At 42.8% G+C, this 18,342-nt stretch carries 17 protein-coding genes, 1 pseudogene and 1 riboswitch; all 18 genes and pseudogenes read right to left on the bottom strand.

All coding sequences use genetic code 11. The annotated features are described in order from the left end of the window. Window positions 1-340: 340 nt before the first annotated feature. Window positions 341-673 (bottom strand): annotated as a pseudogene (locus BLR76_RS08370) (site-specific integrase); the annotation flags it as partial. 82 nt (window positions 674-755) lie between these two features. Next, window positions 756-1,919, bottom strand: a complete 1,164-nt coding sequence (locus BLR76_RS08365; RefSeq protein WP_176759656.1) for a restriction endonuclease subunit S — start codon at window positions 1,917-1,919, stop codon at window positions 756-758. After that, on the bottom strand, window positions 1,916-3,502 hold the full coding sequence (locus BLR76_RS08360; RefSeq protein WP_091267942.1) for a type I restriction-modification system subunit M: 1,587 nt from the start codon (window positions 3,500-3,502) through the stop codon (window positions 1,916-1,918). The genes BLR76_RS08365 and BLR76_RS08360 overlap by 4 nt, the downstream gene beginning before the upstream one ends. Before the next feature lie 377 nt (window positions 3,503-3,879). Next, window positions 3,880-5,277 (bottom strand): Fe-S cluster assembly protein SufB, encoded by a 1,398-nt coding sequence (gene sufB / locus BLR76_RS08355; RefSeq protein ID WP_091267940.1) that lies wholly within the window; start codon window positions 5,275-5,277, stop codon window positions 3,880-3,882. A gap of 68 nt (window positions 5,278-5,345) precedes the next feature. Beyond that, complete coding sequence (gene sufU, locus BLR76_RS08350; RefSeq protein WP_091267937.1) at window positions 5,346-5,810, bottom strand: Fe-S cluster assembly sulfur transfer protein SufU; 465 nt, start codon at window positions 5,808-5,810, stop codon at window positions 5,346-5,348. Next, a complete protein-coding gene (locus tag BLR76_RS08345) occupies window positions 5,797-7,035 on the bottom strand; it encodes a cysteine desulfurase (protein WP_091267934.1) in 1,239 nt (412 codons plus the stop codon). Before BLR76_RS08345 ends, sufU begins: the two co-directional genes overlap by 14 nt. After that, window positions 7,032-8,330 carry a Fe-S cluster assembly protein SufD gene (gene sufD, locus BLR76_RS08340; protein WP_091267933.1) on the bottom strand — a complete coding sequence of 433 codons (1,299 nt, stop codon included), beginning with the start codon at window positions 8,328-8,330 and terminating at the stop codon, window positions 7,032-7,034. Before sufD ends, BLR76_RS08345 begins: the two co-directional genes overlap by 4 nt. Before the next feature lie 21 nt (window positions 8,331-8,351). Continuing rightward, complete coding sequence (sufC, locus tag BLR76_RS08335; protein WP_091267930.1) at window positions 8,352-9,125, bottom strand: Fe-S cluster assembly ATPase SufC; 774 nt, start codon at window positions 9,123-9,125, stop codon at window positions 8,352-8,354. Between the two features lie 252 nt (window positions 9,126-9,377). After that, window positions 9,378-10,820: a phospholipase D-like domain-containing protein gene (locus tag BLR76_RS08330; RefSeq protein ID WP_176759655.1), complete on the bottom strand. Its 1,443-nt coding sequence runs from the start codon at window positions 10,818-10,820 to the stop codon at window positions 9,378-9,380. 77 nt (window positions 10,821-10,897) lie between these two features. Further along, window positions 10,898-12,304 (bottom strand): phospholipase D-like domain-containing protein, encoded by a 1,407-nt coding sequence (locus tag BLR76_RS08325; protein ID WP_091267924.1) that lies wholly within the window; start codon window positions 12,302-12,304, stop codon window positions 10,898-10,900. A 183-nt stretch (window positions 12,305-12,487) separates the two neighbouring features. Further along, window positions 12,488-13,282 (bottom strand): SDR family NAD(P)-dependent oxidoreductase, encoded by a 795-nt coding sequence (locus BLR76_RS08320; RefSeq protein WP_091267922.1) that lies wholly within the window; start codon window positions 13,280-13,282, stop codon window positions 12,488-12,490. Window positions 13,283-13,393: 111 nt separating this feature from the next. After that, entirely contained in the window at window positions 13,394-14,038 is a 645-nt protein-coding gene (gene thiE / locus BLR76_RS08315) for a thiamine phosphate synthase (protein WP_218121425.1), read from the bottom strand. Then, entirely contained in the window at window positions 14,035-14,850 is an 816-nt protein-coding gene (gene thiD / locus BLR76_RS08310) for a bifunctional hydroxymethylpyrimidine kinase/phosphomethylpyrimidine kinase (RefSeq protein ID WP_091267919.1), read from the bottom strand. Before thiD ends, thiE begins: the two co-directional genes overlap by 4 nt. Continuing rightward, window positions 14,847-15,653, bottom strand: coding sequence for a hydroxyethylthiazole kinase (thiM, locus tag BLR76_RS08305; RefSeq protein ID WP_091267916.1), 807 nt, complete (start codon window positions 15,651-15,653; stop codon window positions 14,847-14,849). Before thiM ends, thiD begins: the two co-directional genes overlap by 4 nt. Before the next feature lie 16 nt (window positions 15,654-15,669). Then, window positions 15,670-15,766: riboswitch (TPP riboswitch) on the bottom strand. A gap of 128 nt (window positions 15,767-15,894) precedes the next feature. Further along, the gene (locus tag BLR76_RS08300) at window positions 15,895-16,074 is read right to left on the bottom strand and encodes a 2-hydroxymuconate tautomerase (protein WP_091267914.1); all 180 of its coding nucleotides are present in this window, start codon (window positions 16,072-16,074) and stop codon (window positions 15,895-15,897) included. Between the two features lie 56 nt (window positions 16,075-16,130). Beyond that, entirely contained in the window at window positions 16,131-16,487 is a 357-nt protein-coding gene (locus BLR76_RS08295; protein ID WP_091267911.1) for a glycine cleavage system H family protein, read from the bottom strand. Further along, on the bottom strand, window positions 16,477-16,851 hold the full coding sequence (locus BLR76_RS08290; RefSeq protein WP_091267908.1) for an arsenate reductase family protein: 375 nt from the start codon (window positions 16,849-16,851) through the stop codon (window positions 16,477-16,479). The genes BLR76_RS08295 and BLR76_RS08290 overlap by 11 nt, the downstream gene beginning before the upstream one ends. A gap of 219 nt (window positions 16,852-17,070) precedes the next feature. Next, window positions 17,071-18,108, bottom strand: coding sequence for a YihY/virulence factor BrkB family protein (locus BLR76_RS08285; RefSeq protein WP_091267905.1), 1,038 nt, complete (start codon window positions 18,106-18,108; stop codon window positions 17,071-17,073). Between the last annotated feature and the right edge of the window lie 234 nt (window positions 18,109-18,342).

Below are 18,342 nucleotides of genomic sequence, written 5' to 3'. Positions count from 1 at the left end.
GTTTCTTGAATCGTCAATATGCAATAACTCGTTAACCAGCTCTTTGAACTTGATCTTATGAAAAAATTCAAAGAGTAAAAGGAGACCGGAATCATTGGATAATTGACCGCCATCGTTTGACATAACCAAATGGGGATTGAATTGTAGTTGCTTTTCTTGTAAAGTTGACATTGAGCACACCTCTTGTTTTTGTTGTTTTGGTCGACTTTACAATAACATAGAGCGTGCTCTTTTTGTATATTTTTTTCTTCACCCAACGGGTGAAGAAGGAATAGAGTGATAAACCTTATCAAAGCGGGATAAATGCCTGTTCTGACAAGGTACTATGAATTATTCAGGTCCTAGGGTCTTTTCCTTTAATAATAATTTTTCGCGTAGGATTATTATCAATAAGTCCTTCGTCCACAGCATCGAGAATGGCGCCTTTTAACTGGTGATGAAAATCCATAGTCGTTTGTTTTTCATGAGTGACTGCATACCTGTTTAAAAGTGTTTGATAACTTCTTCTGTTTAATTCATTCATTTTTAAGTGTGGTACTAACTCAATGATTCGCTGGTGACTCATATAATACTTTTGAAGAGTCACTTGACGAACTGCTCCCACTTTATAAAGTTCGATCCACTCCTCAAAATACTCGTGGAAAAAAGGTAATGCTTTATTCTTTTTTGACATAATAAAAAACCTCCGTAATTATATTTAGTGAATTACTCACTAATGGTATTTTAACGGAGGTTTTATGCTCTAGGAAGAATATTTAAATAAACATTTTTCTCAAATAAGCTTTCTTTAAATTCTTTAATTTATCCAATTTAATTTGCTCTAAATCAATTAGCTCGTTGATTTTATCAAAAAATTTACCTATTGCAACTTGCTCTTTATAAGGTGGAAAAGTCTTAGTGATATTATTTATAGTTGTTTTAGACAAACTTGGAACCCCAGTAGATTCATCATACTTTTTCCATCTTACAGTCTGAGAAATTGAGTATACAAAGAGCAAATCATACCCTTTCTTAACCTTCATATAAAAAAGGGTATCTACTGTCCAAAACGGACTTTTTAAGTATTGAGGTTTATCTATTGTGCCCTTACGTCCGATTCCAATAGCATCTTCATCAGATAAACACTGATCCACACTAAGCATATACCCTCCAGTTCCATAAACAGGAACATCTCCACTTTTCAAATGCTTATAGTCACGACCAGAATTGACGTTTAATACTTCTGACAATTTACTTTTCTGCCATTTTTCACCAAAGTTAGTGAATCTAACTTTGGGGTTGTTCTCTTTATATTGAGGAAACATTTGCTGTAAGTAAGCCTCTTTAAGCGCATATAATTTACTTAACTTCTCCTGATGAAGAGCGATAGTATTATCAAGCTTTTTTAAAAAGGCGCCGATTTTTTGTTGTTCTTCAAAAGTTGGATAAGGTATTGGCATCAATTTAAATATCGAATCCTTGATTGCGAAACGATCAGCTCTAGCACCAGAGTCTCCATTAAGTTTCATAAATTTATGCCATTTAGTAGTGTTAAAATAATACTCTAAGTATACTTCACTTATGTTGTATACTCTAAAAATGTAATATAGTGGAGACATTACGCCTGTTCTCCCTAATTTGTTTCGTTTAATAGGACCAACTGGCGCAAAATTTGAGATACGAGGATTATAAATAAAATCATTTTCACGAACGATATAGTATCCATTTATGTTTTTTTCGTTCGAAATATCTTTATCAAAAAAGTCCCGTTGATTTACAATTCCATATTCAGCAGAATTAGTAAATGTTTCAGTAAACTCTTTCTTCTTATTCTTTTCAGTTACCTTATTTGAAATATCTCCCAACTTACGCTGTTCCCAATTCTCAGTATAACCTTTAAACCGCAGTTCTGGGACGTTTTTGTCTTCACTGATACTCAACGGAATACCTCCTTAGTAGCCTCTATTAAGGCCTTGGTATTCTCGTTGACTGCTAATTCATCTAGCATCAATAAAAATTCTTTTTCTGTTTTTTCTATTTCTTTGTTAAGATTAACGATTTCTTTGCTTACCTCTTCTATATCAATGGGTTCTTCCTCTTCGAAGGTGTCAACGTAGCGCGGAATATTTAGGTTATAATCATTTTCTTTAATCTCTTCAAAACTTGCAACATGAGCATATTTTTCAACATCTTCACGTTTTACATAAGTACTAAGTACTTTATCAATGTTTCCTTTAGTCAGCTTATTTTGATTTTTTTCTTTAACGAATTCTTTGCTTGCATCAATAAAGAGAACATCACGTGCTGAGCGGTTCTTCTTTAAAATAATTACAGTTGTAGGAATCGATGTGCCAAAGAATAAATTTGCTGGCATACCGATTACTGCGTATATACTTCCATCCTCAAGCAGTTTCTTACGAATCACGCCTTCTGCTGCTCCGCGGAAGAGAACACCATGTGGTAAAACAATTGCCATTGTACCTGTTTCTTTTAAATGATAGTAACCGTGTAATAGAAATGCAAAATCCGCTTTCGATTTAGGAGCTAATTTACCGTATTTGTTGAAGCGAGAATCATCTAAGAACGTATTATCCGCAGACCATTTCGCTGAATACGGCGGATTCATTAAAACGGAATCAAATGTGTATGGCTCATCAGTAGGCCAGTCTCTGTTCAAGGTATCTCCATTACGCAACCTTATATCTTCCTTATCAACTCCATGTAGTATGAGGTTCATTTTGGCTAAATTAAAGGTTGTTGTGTTGAGCTCCTGTCCATGATATTTGATACTGTCCGGATGCTTTAAGTAGTTACGGACATTCAACATCAAGGATCCAGAACCCATTGTTGGATCAAATACACTGAAAAGTCTTTTATCTTCTTGACCAACGGCTACAATTTGTGCCATCATGTCAGAAATCATATGTGGAGTATAAAATTCTCCAGCTTTTTTTCCAGCTTCTGATGCAAACTGTCCAATAAGAAACTCATAGGCATCCCCAATTACATCACCGTCATGACCTACCAAGTTTACATCATTAATCTTTTTGAGTACTTCAGTTATAGTCACATTACGCTGCTGATCATCTGACCCTAACTTTTTAGACTGTAAATCGACATCATCAAATAACCCACTAAACTGATCATGTTTTGTAGATAAATCTATAAAAGCCTTATTCAAATCGTTCAACTGGAAAACATTTTGTTTTGCCTGATTTGCAAGCACATTAAATAAATACTTAGGCTCAATATCAAAACCTAATGTATCGACTAATGTCGCGATCAAATCATCTTTCGTATCTTCATCTTTAAGTAATTCTTTATATAAGTTCAATTGTTTGTCTGGCGTATCAAACTCATCTAAACTTTCATCAGCAAGTTCTACAACTTTCTCTAATAACTTATCAGAAAGATACTTATAAAAAATAAGCCCAAGCAAATAATTTTTATATTCTGACGCATCCATTTTGCTACGAAGATTATCCGCAGCACTAAATAGACGCTTGTTTAATTCTGCACCCAATGTTGAAATCTCCTTTAGTTAAATAGTGTTTTATGTATCATTGTACCACTTACGCTGATTTGATGCGATATTAAGTTCGGTAAACTTTTATATAACTAATGAACTATATAAGAAACTATTGCTGAAATTATAATTCCGGCAAGAGAACCAAACAATGTAGCCCAAGCATCAGAGGTAATACCATTACTAACATCAATGGTTGTTTCCATAGCTATTCACCTTCCATACTTATATTTTAAATACAGTGTTATAGATAAAAAACCAAGCATATTGTTAAGTCTAAAACATGCTTGGTTTTTCAAGTTCTACGTCAAATGACGTTGGTGAGATTACTCACTAACGTCATTTATTGTGCAACCGCTTTTTATTAAATTATTTTATCCCACTGACCCTTCCATCTCATATGAAATGAGGCGGTTAAGCTCAACAGCGTATTCCATTGGGAGTTCTTTAGTGAATGGTTCAACGAATCCCATGACGATCATCTCTGTCGCGGTTTCTTCGTCGAGTCCTCTACTCATCAGGTAGTAGAGTTGTTCTTCAGAAATTTTAGATACTTTCGCTTCGTGCTCGAGGGCCACGTTTGAGTTGTGGATCTCGTTGAAAGGAATCGTATCTGATTTAGATAAGTCATCCATCAGGATCGTGTCACACTCGATGTGTGAAATAGAACCACCGGAATTTTTACCGAATGTTACTTGTCCACGGTAGTTTACTGTTCCACCATCTTTAGCGATGGACTTGGATACGATCGAGCTGGATGTGTTTGGTGCATTGTGGATCATTTTAGCACCTGTATCCTGAACCTGACCTTCTCCAGCCATAGCGATGGACATAGTCGTTCCACGCGCGCCGCGTCCGTTCAGATGGATTGATGGGTATTTCATGGTCGTTTTCGCACCAAGGTTTCCATCGATCCACTCAACTGTCGCGCCTTCCGCAGCGTGAGCACGTTTTGTTACTAGGTTATATACGTTATCTGACCAGTTCTGAATAGTCGTGTAACGGCAGTACGCATCTTTTTTAACGATGATTTCTACAACCGCTGCGTGAAGCGAGCTGGTTGAGAATGTCGGTGCTGTACACCCTTCGACGTAGTGGACGCTTGCTCCTTCATCGACAACGATCAGGGTACGTTCAAACTGACCCATCATTTCGTTGTTGATACGGAAGTACATTTGCAGTGGCACGTCACATTTAACGCCTTTAGGCACGTAGATGAATGTTCCACCAGACCAGACTGAAGAGTTCAGTGCGGCCAGTTTGTTATCTGTTGGAGGAACCACTGTCCCAAAGTGCTCTTTAAATATTTCAGGGTATTCTTTCAAAGCTGTGTCTGTGTCTGTAAAGACGATGCCCAGCTTCTCGAATTCCTCTTTCATGTTGTGGTAAACCACTTCTGATTCATATTGTGCACCAGATCCGGCAAGGAATTGACGTTCCGCTTCTGGAACTCCAAGTCGCTCAAAGGTTTCTTTAATTTTATCCGGTACATCGTCCCAGCTGCGTGCAGGGGCTTCACTTGCTTTACGGTAGTACGTATAGTTGTCGAAATCGACATCTGACAAGTCTGCTCCCCATTCAGGCATTGGACGGGATTTGTAGTGGTCGTATGATTTCAGACGGTAGTCGAGCATCCATTCCGGCTCATTTTTACGAGAAGAAATGTCACGGATAATATCTTCGTTCAACCCTTTACCCGTATCGTAGACGGCGTCGACCCCTTCGTCGTGAAATCCGTATTTATATTCTGTTTTCTCAGGTACTTGAGACATGAATATTCCCCTTCCTCATGTATATCTCTGCAGTCAGTTCATTCTATTCGGAATATGTCCAAATTGAGTTAATCGTGCGTCAGTTGGCCGTCAACGCCTGTGCCGTCTGATCCGAGTGCTTTTTCCAGAGCTTTCCAGGAGAGTGTTGCGCATTTGATCCGGGCAGGGAATTTTGATACGCCTGCAAGCATCATTGCGTCACCGAGTGCCTGTTCATGTTCAGGCTTGTTGCCTTGGACAACTTCTGAAAATTCGTTTACCAGCATCAGGGCTTCGTCAACGGATTTATTTAAGATCGTGTCAGTCATCATGCTGGCACTGGCCATTGAAATGGTACAGCCGCTTCCGTCAAACCGCACATCAGTTATTTTATCGTCTTCGACTGTCAGCTGCACTTGGATCACGTCTCCACATGTCGGGTTTTTCAGCTCGATCTGTGTGGTCGCTTTATCCAGTACACCGCGGCGTCTTGGGTGTTGTGAGTGATCAAGGATCACTGCCCGGTATAATTGATCTAATTTAGTCAAGGCCATGTAAGAAAAACTCCTTCGTGGCTTTCAATGCGTCAACGAATTTGTCTGCTTCAGCAACCGTGTTATACAAGTAGAAACTTGCACGGGCCGTGGCAGGCTGATTCAGATAATTCATCAAAGGCTGTGCGCAGTGGTGACCGGCTCTGACAGCTACACCTTCCATGTCCATTGCTGTCGCAACATCATGTGGATGAACCCCGTCGATATTGAATGAGATCACGCCTGTCCGGTCCGAGGCTTTCTTCGGTCCGAATAAGGTCAGTCCTTCGATTTCTTCCAGTTTCGGCATCAGGTACGCCACCAGATTTTGTTCATGGTTCATTATCTCACGCATGCCGATGTTTTCCAAGTAGTCAATAGCTGCGCCCAGTCCGATCGCTCCGGCGATGTTCGGGGTTCCTGCTTCAAACTTCCATGGCAGTTCTTTCCATGTGCTGTCCTGCAGTTCCACGAAATCGATCATCTCTCCACCAAACTCCAGAGGCTCCATTTTCTCAAGCCACTTTCGTTTGCCGTAAAGTACGCCGATACCGGTCGGTGCCATCATTTTGTGACCGCTGAATGCGTAGAAATCTGCATCCAGTGCCTGAACATCTACGGGCATATGCGGCACTGCCTGAGCACCGTCGACAACCATCACGCCACCTTTGTCATGCACGTAATCAGTCAGTTCCCTGATCGGGTTGACGACGCCCAGCACATTTGATACATGAACAAGAGAAACGATTTTAGTCTGTTCAGTAATCTTTTCTCTCGCATCGTCCATGTCCAGCTTACCGTCATCCGTCAGCTCGATGTATTTAAGCTTAGCGCCTTTACGCTTTGCCAGCTGCTGCCAGGGGATGATGTTCGAGTGATGTTCCATGAAGGAAATCACGATCTCATCCCCTTCTTCAATAATCAGATCGCCAAGACTTCTGGCAACCCAGTTCAGACTGGTCGTAGTCCCTCTTGTAAATAGAACTTCAGCAGTGCTTGGCGCATTGATGAAGCGGCGGACTTTTTCTCTGGCTCCCTCATATTGAGTGGTCGCTCGTTCAGCCAAAGTATGCACCCCTCTATGCACATTGGCATTAGAGGTATGGTAATAGGTTTCAAGAGCTTTCAGGACAGCTTCCGGTTTCTGTGTGGTCGCGGCATTATCCAAATAAACAAGTGGCTCATCGTTGACGTGCTGCTGAAGGATCTTGAAGTCCTCCCGCAGATGTTCGTAAGGCACGGTCATCTAGATGTCAACTTCCTTTCGATGGTGTCAACCAGTTCGTCACGGATGCTTCTCAGTGGAATAGCTGAAATCACTTTTCCAAGGAATCCGCGGATAACCAGTCGCTCAGCTTCTGATTTCTCGATTCCTCTGCTCATCAAGTAGTACATTTCTTCAGGATCGACGCGTCCAACACTGGCTGCGTGACCTGCTGTTACTTCATTTTCGTCAATCAGTAGAATCGGGTTCGCATCTCCGCGGGCTTTGTCAGACAGCATCAGTACACGTGATTCCTGCTGAGCATCTGCTCCTTTAGCCCCTTTAATGATGTGGCCGATTCCGTTGAATGTCAGTGTCGCTCGGTCCATGATAACGCCGTGCTGGAAGATGTTTCCTTCCGTGTGATTCCCGTAGTTGACAACATTGGAGTCGATGACTTGCGTCTGACGTCCGCTGCTGATTCCGACAGCTTTCAGGTCACTTGATGACCCTTCTCCGACAAGGTCGACATCGAAGTCACAGACAACATTTCCGTTGTTCATGACACCAATCGCCCAGTCGATCGTAGAGTCTCTTGATGTGTATCCTTTACGGTTGAAGTATACTGTAGAGTTTTCACCCAGCTGGTCAACTGCACTGAATTTTACTTGTGCACCGGCTTTGGTGACGACTTCTACAACGATGTTTGCGGCATTTTTTGTGTCGCCTTTAGTCAGGAATTTCTCCACATAGTTAAAGTTTGAGTTTGTATCAGCATAAATCAATACGTGCTTGATGAATGAATCTTCAACTAAACTGTTTTGAATGAAGACCGCTTCAAGCGGGTCTTCGATCTCAACGTTTTTAGGCACATAGAGGAATAGTCCTGAATTCATGAACGCTGCGTGGAATGCAGTGATTTTATTCGTATCCGGTTTAACCGCCTTGGACATATAAGCTTCCTTGACCAGGTCAGGGTGCTCTTTTAATGCCGTATGCATGTCAGTGAAGATAACCCCTTTGTCCTTCAATGACTGTGGAAGGGTTTCGATCACTGTCTCGTTTCCTGTCTGAATCACACGGGCAGCATCTGCCTTGTCTTCGACGAATTCGAATGGATCGATAGCTTTTGGTGCCGGTGCGCCAGTCAGGTTCGGGACCTGCCACAGCGGCCAGCGGTTGTATCTTAAACGCTCGATGACGGGCGGATCAAGATCTTCGATTTTTTCCAGCGCGTCCAGGCGCATCTGAAGCATCCACTCAGGTTCCTGAAGTGCTGTGGAGAAGGCTTGTAATGCGTCTTTATAACTCACGTAATCTTTAGTTTTTGTTTCCATAAGTCATGGCCTCCTCAAAAATTAGTCTTCTTCAATGTCAAAGTCTAATCCTAATTCTTCCATTAGACCTTTGTATCCTTCTGCTTCAAGTTTCTTAGCCAGTTCAGCTCCACCTGTCTTAACGACACGTCCATCCATCATGATGTGGACGACGTCTGGTGTGATGTAGTTCAGTAGACGCTGATAGTGCGTAATGATCAGTGAGCCGAAGTTTTCACCGCGCATTGCATTGACACCTTTAGATACGACTTGCAGCGCATCGATATCCAGTCCTGAGTCGATTTCGTCAAGAATCGCGAAAGTCGGCTCAATCATTAACAACTGGAGGATCTCGTTACGCTTCTTCTCTCCGCCTGAGAATCCTTCATTTAAATAACGTTCAGCCATTTCTTCCGGCATATCCAGAACAGCCATTTTTTCGTCCAGTTTGTTGATGAAGTCCATGACGTTCATCTTATCGTCTTCGTCTCTTCTTGAGTTGATTGCTGCACGCATGAATTCTGCATTGGTGATTCCAGCAATTTCACTTGGGTATTGTACAGCAAGGAACAAACCGGCACGTGCCCGCTCGTCAACTTCCATTTCCAGAACGTTCTCTCCGTCCAGAAGAACTTCTCCTTCTGTTACTTCGTAGCTTGGGTGTCCCATGATTGCAGCAGAAAGGGTAGATTTCCCTGTTCCGTTAGGTCCCATGATTGCGTGGATTTCACCTGTCTGCATTTTCAGGTTCACGCCTTTAAGAATTTCTTTGTCCTCGATGGATACATGTAGGTTCTTGATCTCTAATACGGCCATTATGTACCTTCCTTTTCTACTTGTATTTTTTTGAGCAAAAAAGTCTGTAAAAGCAGAATTCTGCCTGAAAAAACTTTCTTACTTACAATGTCTAATTTTAGTCTAATTGAGAATCAGAATCAAGGTTTCTTTAAGGTGAATATCAGCAAAACCTCATTTTTCGTTGATTTAACAAGGTTTCCAGATTATAAAAATTATCATCTGCGAATAAATAAAATCATCAGAACACTTAAGTCCTGATGATTTCGTCATTTATAATAAGGATTCCAGCAGCCAGGCAAGAGGTCTCATAGCTGGTATGAGTATTCTCTGCCACCAGACAGGCGTCTCCCCTTCTGTTTTTTCTCCAGGTATCTCTGAGCCATCCTGATCGAACCGAACACTTTTCTTCAGATAACTTTCTTCCGTTTCATCTAGAATCTGTCGTGCCAGTTCTTCGCTGTCCAGAACAATCATTGTCTCAGTACTTAGCCAGGTGCTTCTGGCATCAAAGTTAAATGCTCCGACTGCACTGATGCGTTCATCGACGATCATCGTCTTCATATGAAGAGAGGCTTCTTTCGGTTGGTACTCATAGTAGTCAAGAAATGAATCGATAAAGTACTGCCGCCTGTTTTCCGTCCCGCTTTGAGCCACCATATTTGAATTGGTCGACATCCCGTTGGTTAAAATAATGCCCTCATCTACTGTCAGCTCTGTTTCTTCAATATGTCTGCGCATATGTCTGTCAGGAATCGTCCAAGGTGACTGAATGAACAAATTCTCTTCGGCTTGTTCCGCTAACGTCAGCATATCGCTCCATATGTAGGGTTGCTTGAAGTTTCGTTCAATGCTGTTGAATGTAAGAAAGCCACTGTCTATTTCTACTGACCGATTCTCCCAGTCACTTACTTCACTGACATTGCTGCGTTCTGCAAGTTCCGCCTGATGTTTATCGTACGATGCTCTAAGCGCTTCAGTCTGCTCTACTGCTCTATTCTGTTCCCATCCAAACAAGGTCCTGTTGTTCTGAGTGATCGCATATTCGCTTTCAAAAAGTTCAGTATAGTAGGCTCTCATGTCTGATATCAGACTGTCTTCCTGCTGATCCGGATTCATAATCAGCACATCCCTGTCATAAGAATAGCCGACATCTTCCCCGCTGCGTTCATAGTACAGATCCCCCACATTACGGCCACCGATAATGGCATAATCATTATCGACAACTAGCAGCTTGTCATGCAGACGGTTATTCAGCCGCCATGGTGCGATGGCTACCGAATAAATAGGCTCGTAAAGTTTCAGTTCGATATTCGGATGCAGGTTGAAGGCTCTAAGTACATCCCGGTCATCTCCTCTGACCCCGTGGAACATACCATCCAGCAGATACCTGACTTCTACCCCTCTATCAGCCGCGGCCAGGATATAGGCATAAAAAAGCTCGACACTTTTGCCGTCTTCCATATAAAAATAGGACACGTCGATCGATTCTTCTGCCTGTTCAATGATATCCATCCGTGCCCCGAAGGCTTCCAGACCATATTCCAGTAAAGTCACACGTTCAGAGGTGTCTTTAAATTCCAGATCCCGGTCCACTACTTCAGGAGGGGTCCTCAATGCTGTTAATATAATTGCTGTAAACAAGAAATACACTAGATAAACCCCGACAATTCCTCCAATAATCTTCGCAGCTTTCCTGATCTGTTCTTTTCCCATCTCTACTCCCCACATTCTAAGTCACTATCATTACTATTCTACAGTAAATTCCGTAAAATAACACCTGATACTTCTTATTAGAGTAATGAATCAAACAGATCAGTCAGGGGTCTTAATGTGTCTATAATGAGCTGCTTTAACATGTGTGTGCCATCAGCCCCTTCCGGTAATGGATCTTCTGATTGGGCCGGATAAATGTGGGAGCCATATCGCTCTTCATTCATCCGGCTGATTTCTTCGGCCAGAGACGGGCTCCTGACGACCAGCATAGATTCTGTGTGAAGGTAAGTACTTCTGGCATCGATATTGAACGAACCGACGCCCACCCATTCATGATCCTTTACAAAAGATTTCATATGCAGTGAACGGTCCGATTTCTGAAATTCAAGGAGGTTCAGTCCGCTTTCGATCAGTTCATCCCGGTGGTTTCTATACCCGCTGTGAGCAATGATATTGGGTGTGGCCTGCAGTCCATTCGTCAGAATAGTCACGGTGTCTGACTTAATTGCGTGCATGCCAGCTGTCTCTGACATAAATGCATCTGGGATGACATAGGGACTTTGAATCAGGATCGATTCCTCCGTTTCAGATAAGACAGTAAGAAGGGAGTGCCATACTGCGGGCTCCTTGTTCAGACGCTCAAGTCCATTGTGTACGAAATAGCCTGAATCGATCGCATGAGACTTCTTCATCCAGTATTCTTCAGTCATAGGTGTCAGGCTTCCCTCGTGATAACCCGCTGCTCGTTCTCGAAGCGTCTTTGATGTTCTTCTGACCCGCCAGTTAGATGTCAATGTTGGAACAGGATCTTGTCTTCTCGTTACATAAGGCATAGACCAGAGCTCGTCAAAATAATGGGACATGTTCGAAACCAGTTCATTGGCTGACCCCTCCTGACCTATGACCAGCAGCTCCCTGTCGTAAGATACTGTATCAGCGGATTCGTTGAAATACTTATCTCCTACGTTTCGTCCACCGATCAGCCCCACCTTTTCATCTGCAATCAGCAGTTTGTCATGCATCCGGTTATTCCATGTCCAGGGTCTCAAAGGATTTAGAGTGTCATACATGCCGACTTCAATGTTCGGATGACTGAGAAACACGTCATATATCTGTCTATCCAGGAGCCTCATGCCATGAAAAATGCCATCAAGCAGCAGGCGGACCTGGACTCCTCTGTCAGCTGCCTCAAGGATAAGTGAGTAAAACAGATCAACCGTCTCTCCCCCCTGCATTGCAAAAGTAGCAATATCCAGTGTCGTATCTGCTTCAGTAATCAGTTCGCGTCTGATCTGCCAGGCTTCCTCTCCCGTTTCGACCAAGGCTACCCGTTCATCCGTCGAAACAGGTTGAGGTACCTCAGATACACTAGGGACTGACGAGAGATAAACGCCTCCTGTTACACCCGCTACAGCATATACAACATATATAACTACTCCACCAGCTATCCACTTTTTCTTTGCTTTTTTCATCTTGTCTACCATTAGTATCTGCACCGTCCACAAACGTACTCTATTATCCTTTCATCGTACGCTTTATGTTCGAGAAAGAGGTGACTTGCATTGGAATTTTGTATGAACTTATTTATCCAGTGAACGATTGTTATAAAAAAGGACTGTATATGGGGCGATACCCAGTACAGTTCTGCGAATTGAATAAGTTCTGACTTAGTTTTTAAGTTTTTCAGCAATGATGGCTGCTGCCTTTTTAGGCATCACACGATACATCCGGTCCATCATTTTTGCATCATTGCCCACCATTACTCTATATGCGTTCGACTCAATTGCATCGATCATTATTTTCGCTGCATCGTCGGCGAGAGTCAGTTTATATTCTTTCCCACTTGTATCGGTCATCGCTTTACGCTCAACTTTTGAGTTCTGCATAATGTTTGTCTTAATGGCCCCCGGGAAAGCGATCGTTACACCAACATTTGTATCAGTAAGTTCTGAATGCAGCCCTTCAGTCATCAATTTGACGGCTGCTTTTGATGCCCCGTAAATCGACTGTCCAGGTACAGGAAGAAAGCCGCCCATACTTGCTACATTCAGTATATGTGCTTCCGGTCGTTTAAGCAGCTCCGGAAGAAAACTTTTCACCATGTACAATGTGCCGTAGAAATTGACATTCATGACCTGTTCGATTTTATCGTAGCCTAAATCATTGACGTCAATAAAGGGCTGGATGATTCCTGCATTATTTATAATGCCGTCGACCGTCCCATGAAATTCTTTTACCTCATCCACCAGTTTTTCAATGGCTTCTCTTTCCGTAATATTCACGACATGCGTTGAAATCTTTTCCTTTGATTCCGGTGCCAGTCTGGCTGTCTCCAGTACTGCTTCCTTGTTGATATCGACCGCTGCTACTCTTGCTCCTCGCTTGGCAAGTTCGAGTACCAGCTCTCTTCCCATTCCGGATCCTCCACCTGTCACGACGATTGTTTTTCCGTTTACCTTCATAACGTATCCTCCTCATTTTGTATTCGCTTTCATTATACAGCATAAACAAAAGGAATTGTAGAATCTGTTCAACATTTCACTATGGATCCACAATTCTTTTTGTCTAGTCGCCTATTTTTTTAATCGCTGCACTGCGTCTATTACTGAAACAGCTCGTGTGATGGACGACACAACCGCCACCCCGTCGACTCCCGTTTCCCAGACGTCTTTAATGTTTGAAGTGTTGATTCCGCCAATTGCCACAGCAGTAAGGTGATCTCTTTCAGTCATCGCCTCCTTGATACCTTTCAGCCCGATTACCCCTTCATGATCCTGCTTGGATAATGGAGTGAAGGCCGGACCGATCCCCGCGTAATCCAGTCCGCTGATTTTTTCTGCTTCTTTGAATTGTATGACATTATTGGTAGACAAGCCTATGATAAATCGGTCTCCCCATTTTGAAATCAGATCCTGAATCGGATAATCGCCCTGACCGACATGGATCCCGTCAGCATCCAGCTCGACGGCAAGCTCGACATCATCATTGACTATGAATGGTACATCATACTGTCTGCACAGAAGCTGGCAGACCTGTGCCATTTTTACCCGAGCAGCAGGGTCAGTTTCCAGGCTGTCTTTTCCTTTTTCTCTGAACTGAAAACAAGTGATACCTGCCTGAAGAGCTTCCTCAAGGGTATGGATGAGCGACTTTTCTTTGCAGTCCTGCGTGCCGGCAATAAAGTAAATTTCCAGCATAGCTTTAATATCTCGTGTCATTCGTGTTCCTTTCTGTATGCCCAGTGATTCGTCGGTCCATGTCCATGTCCGATACCCAGGTGACTCCTGATTGCAGCCTGGATAAATTTCTTAGCTGTTCGTACGGATTCTTCCACTGAATGCCCTTTTCCTAACTCTGCAGCAATGCAGGCAGCAAAGGTACAGCCAGTTCCGTGGGTTTCTTTCGTATCGATGCGTTCTGAACGCAGCCATATCTGTTCACCGTTTTCAAGCATCAGCAGGTCATCCGCATGAGACGCGTCCACTGCATGTCCACCTTTTATGACAATATTTCTACAGCCCGTTTCCTGCAATCGTTCGGCTGCCTTGACCATATCTTCTTTTGATAAAATAGACATGTCAGCCAGTGCTTCTGCTTCAGGAATATTAGGTGTGATCACCATAGCGAGAGGAGCCAGGATTTCCCGCATGACTGAGACAGCACTCTTTTCCATTAATGGGTGCCCGCCTTTAGCAATCATCACAGGATCAATGACCAGAGGAATAGACGCCACTTCTTTGTATACTTCAGCTACTGCTTTCATATACTCCCCATTGACCAGCATTCCTGTCTTGATCGCAGCGACATCAAAATCAGACAGGACCGACGCCCACTGCTGCTTGACCATTTCGATCGGTACAGGGTGAACGCCCTGTACCCCAGTCGTATTTTGAGCTGTTATAGCCGTTATCACTGACATGCCGAAAACGTCACGTTCCTGAAAAGTTTTCAAGTCCGCTTGTATGCCAGCGCCTCCGCCACTGTCACTTCCTGCAATAGTCAGCACTTGTGGTATTTTACTTTTACTCATTGGATTATCCTTTCTATTCGTGCGTGTTTAGTCAGATCGTCATCTGTTAGACTATGGAGCACATCGATCAGTGCCGACCTGAAACTTCCCGGCCCATTTATGCCCGAGTCTGCCGCCCACTCTCCAGCTATCCCGAAAGCGGCATGAGCAAGTACAACTCGACTGAGCATGTCAGATCCATCTACTACTCCAAGGAAAGCTCCGATGATTCCGCTCATCATACAGCCACTTCCAGTGATCTTTGCCATCAGCTGATCGCCATTCGAAACAGCAAATACTCTTGTGCCATCTGTGACAATATCCGTCTTTCCGGATACAGCTACAATACAGTGTCTTTTCTTAGCCAAGCTGACTGCAACATCCACTGGCGAGGTGGCTCCATCTTTGGAATCCACTCCTTTTGACTGCCAGCTGACACCGACTAGAGACGCAATTTCTGATGCATTGCCTCGAATCACCGTCATGTCAACATTTCCAAAAAGTTTTTGAGCTGAATTTTTTCTAAAAGTCGTTGCTCCGACACCAACAGGATCCAGAATGACCGGTTTGCCTTGAGCGTTTGCCTGTCGTCCGGCCAGGATCATGCTTTCTAGTGAATCAGAAGTCAGTGTACCCATATTAATGACGAGGGCATCGGCCATACCCGTTACTTCTTCAACCTCTTCTTTAGCAATTGCCATGATGGGTGACGCACCAATCGCCAGCAGCACATTGGCAACATCATTAGCGACGACCTGATTGGTGATCGTATGTACCAGCGGATTCTGGTCTTTAATGTGTAAAATAGCATGGTCAGAATTCATCTTGAACCTCCCAGATTGTGTTATGTAGACATCTCCCTTCGCTAGCATTACCTAGATCAGGTCATGGGTCAGGTCTTACCTTTCTCAGCCTTTAAGCTCCCCTGATGATATCAGACTTCATTACTATCAGTTTATCATAGTTTCGGTGAACAGACTAGGAAACACCTATTTAAGACAGCTTCTGAATTTTAAAATACACATAAAAAAGAGAGCACAGATCCTGTCTGTGCTCTCTAACTTATTATCCGTGGTATTCGCCTTTAGTAGCAATGTTTTCCTTATTTATTTCGTTGATGATCACAGTCACTGCTTCTTTAGGTGCACCCGTATGGGTCTCCACTGCTTTTACAACATCTCTGATCAGCCCTTCTTTCTGTTCCTTAGAACGGCCTTCAATCATTTCTACATGTACGATCGGCATCTCATCTGCCTCCTTTCGCTTGTTTAATGCGCATCACGATCCAGCAAGATTTCAGCTTATTCAGCAAAAGGATCTGTATTAAGCGAATTGAACACTGAATCATCAATGTCTGTAACCAGAAGCAGCCAGTTATCCTCTTTGTCCGATGAGTTCAGTAAGTCAGGCTCATCTTCAACTTCAACGTGGACTTCCTTAACTGTCACGTCAAAAGGTATGGTCAGCTCAGTCACTGCTTTGGCTCCCTCAGCATTGATAACGGCCTCTCCTGCTTTAAGATTCCCAGGTTCTGTACTGATTTCCACGAACATGACTTCTCCTAAATCGTCCTGGCCCTTTTCGGATAGACCGATGCGATAATCTGATGGCGATAATTTCTCGATCCACAATCCATTAGCATGATATTTAATTGACATCTTTCTGCTCTCCTTTACTCCAGACAAGTTCGTACTCATCGATTTTAAAGCCTGATGTATATGTGTCTCCTTCAATGGCAAACGGTCTTTTGACTACCATCCCGTTTGAGGACAGCCACTCCGCTGCTTCTTCTACAGACATTTCCGGAAGTTTTTCTTTAAGGTTATGTTCTCTGTAAACATTTCCACTCGTATTAAAAAAAGATTTGATCGATCGATCAGTTTCTGACAGGATTCTTACCCAGCTTTCTTTTGATGGGGTCTCATCCAGTAGACTGATTTCCTGATAAGGTACTGACTGCTCTTCCAGCCAGTTTTTTGCTTTTCTGCACGTTGAACAACGTGGGTGACAATAAAATTTCATAACGTCCCTCCTAGTTATCTTTTTCAATTATAGACCACTTGAGTCAAAAAATAAACGAGAGGATTCCAGTGGTGAATGACTGTGCTGATGTTTCTTCACTTTCAAAAGTAACTCTCAATAACACTACATCCAAACAAACTACATGTTCCAGCTCGTATTCTCCGCAAAAAAAGGAAGGATCATTGGAAAATCCTCCCCCATCGAGCAGTCCTGAATTATTTAAGTGTCCAGATCCTTGCCCTGTCCTTCTCTTTCTTCTAATTCTTCTTCTTTAAGTTTATTGACTTTGAACAGCTGACGCTTCATGATGACCGTTTCTGCTTCACTTGGGTAACCAGAATAGTTGGAAGATTTCAGCTGTTTCTCGTTCCGTTTTTTTGCTTCATATTCAGGTACAGACATATGATTCTTCCATTCGAATATAATGGCATTCAGTAAGGCGCCGAGAAGAATCACTATACTCGTGAAATACAGGAACAGCATCAAAGCCAGAAACCCACCGAATGTCGCATTTGTCAGGGCATCATCACTGGCAATGTTCAAGTATATTGAAAAACCTTGGGTCAGAACCATCCAACCGATTGTCGCGAACAACGCTCCCTGATAGGAATATTTGAATGATAAATGATGGTTTGGTACGAACCGGTAAACGACCAGCAGTACGGCAAAGAGGATAACCAAAAGGACCACCCATCTTAAAAGCAGGAATTCCTGAATGAATGGAATATTGAAGCCGATAACATTCTGAACGAATTCAAGAATCTGTTCACCGAAAACGAAGATAAATAATGCCAGTCCAACGATCAGTAGTATACCGATCATGACAGAGAGTGAGAGGATTCTCCCGACAATGAAATTTTTCTGCTGTACTGATCCATATACATCATCCAACACCCGTCTCAGTATCGTGATCACTTTACTTGCCGACCATATTGAGGTCAGAAGTCCAAATGAAATGAATCCGCCACTCGCACTTTCCAGATAGCCTTCAAGTATCGGCTCGATGATATTAAAGATATCTTGTGGAATAAAATCAGCTACTAGAGCCAACATCTCATTCGTGTCCAGTGGCAACAGCGGGATAATATTTGCAATGACCAGTAAAAGCGGGAACAGGGAAAGAAGAATAAAGTAGGCCATTTCTGCTCCACTCTGATTGACTGTAGCTCTTTCCCAGTTTGACTGTAAGATTTTGATCAGACGAAGCAGCTTGTCTTTGTGCGGAATCTTATCTTCCAGTTTCTCTATTTTCTGCACAGGCTCACATCCTTACTATAAATATTCTTTTTATCATCTTACCATAGGATAGAATGAAATCCCTATTCATAAGCTTTAGAGCAGAATCCATGCCTCGACATGTATAGAAGAGATAGATGGACCGCCCACATTACAGAACTATCAAGCGTGAAAGCCCACGGTTTTAATCGTGGGATGAGAGCGTACATTGAGATAAGTGCCTGCTTGGTTTGTCTTCTTTTTATTTTAAAATTA

This window comes from Alkalibacterium thalassium, from assembly GCF_900101165.1.
Classification (GTDB): Bacteria; Bacillota; Bacilli; order Lactobacillales; family Carnobacteriaceae_A; genus Alkalibacterium; species Alkalibacterium indicireducens.
Note: the sequence above shows the minus strand (reverse complement) of the source record. Positions and strands in the feature narration are given on the sequence as shown.

Bases quoted from the DNA above. Each gene is read 5' to 3' on its own strand.
- thiD (WP_091267919.1), bottom strand. From the start codon at position 14,850: ATGAGTAAAAGTAAAATACCACAAGTGCTGACTATTGCAGGAAGTGAC.
- sufC (WP_091267930.1), bottom strand. From the start codon at position 9,125: ATGGCCGTATTAGAGATCAAGAACCTACATGTATCCATCGAGGACAAA.
- BLR76_RS08345 (WP_091267934.1), bottom strand. From the start codon at position 7,035: ATGACCGTGCCTTACGAACATCTGCGGGAGGACTTCAAGATCCTTCAG.
- sufB (WP_091267940.1), bottom strand. From the start codon at position 5,277: ATGTCTCAAGTACCTGAGAAAACAGAATATAAATACGGATTTCACGAC.
- BLR76_RS08295 (WP_091267911.1), bottom strand. From the start codon at position 16,487: ATGTCAATTAAATATCATGCTAATGGATTGTGGATCGAGAAATTATCG.
- BLR76_RS08325 (WP_091267924.1), bottom strand. From the start codon at position 12,304: ATGGTAGACAAGATGAAAAAAGCAAAGAAAAAGTGGATAGCTGGTGGA.
- sufU (WP_091267937.1), bottom strand. From the start codon at position 5,810: ATGGCCTTGACTAAATTAGATCAATTATACCGGGCAGTGATCCTTGAT.
- BLR76_RS08320 (WP_091267922.1), bottom strand. From the start codon at position 13,282: ATGAAGGTAAACGGAAAAACAATCGTCGTGACAGGTGGAGGATCCGGA.
- sufD (WP_091267933.1), bottom strand. From the start codon at position 8,330: ATGGAAACAAAAACTAAAGATTACGTGAGTTATAAAGACGCATTACAA.
- BLR76_RS08330 (WP_176759655.1), bottom strand. From the start codon at position 10,820: ATGGGAAAAGAACAGATCAGGAAAGCTGCGAAGATTATTGGAGGAATT.
- BLR76_RS08290 (WP_091267908.1), bottom strand. From the start codon at position 16,851: ATGAAATTTTATTGTCACCCACGTTGTTCAACGTGCAGAAAAGCAAAA.
- thiE (WP_218121425.1), bottom strand. From the start codon at position 14,038: ATGACACGAGATATTAAAGCTATGCTGGAAATTTACTTTATTGCCGGC.
- thiM (WP_091267916.1), bottom strand. From the start codon at position 15,653: ATGAATTCTGACCATGCTATTTTACACATTAAAGACCAGAATCCGCTG.
- BLR76_RS08300 (WP_091267914.1), bottom strand. From the start codon at position 16,074: ATGCCGATCGTACATGTAGAAATGATTGAAGGCCGTTCTAAGGAACAG.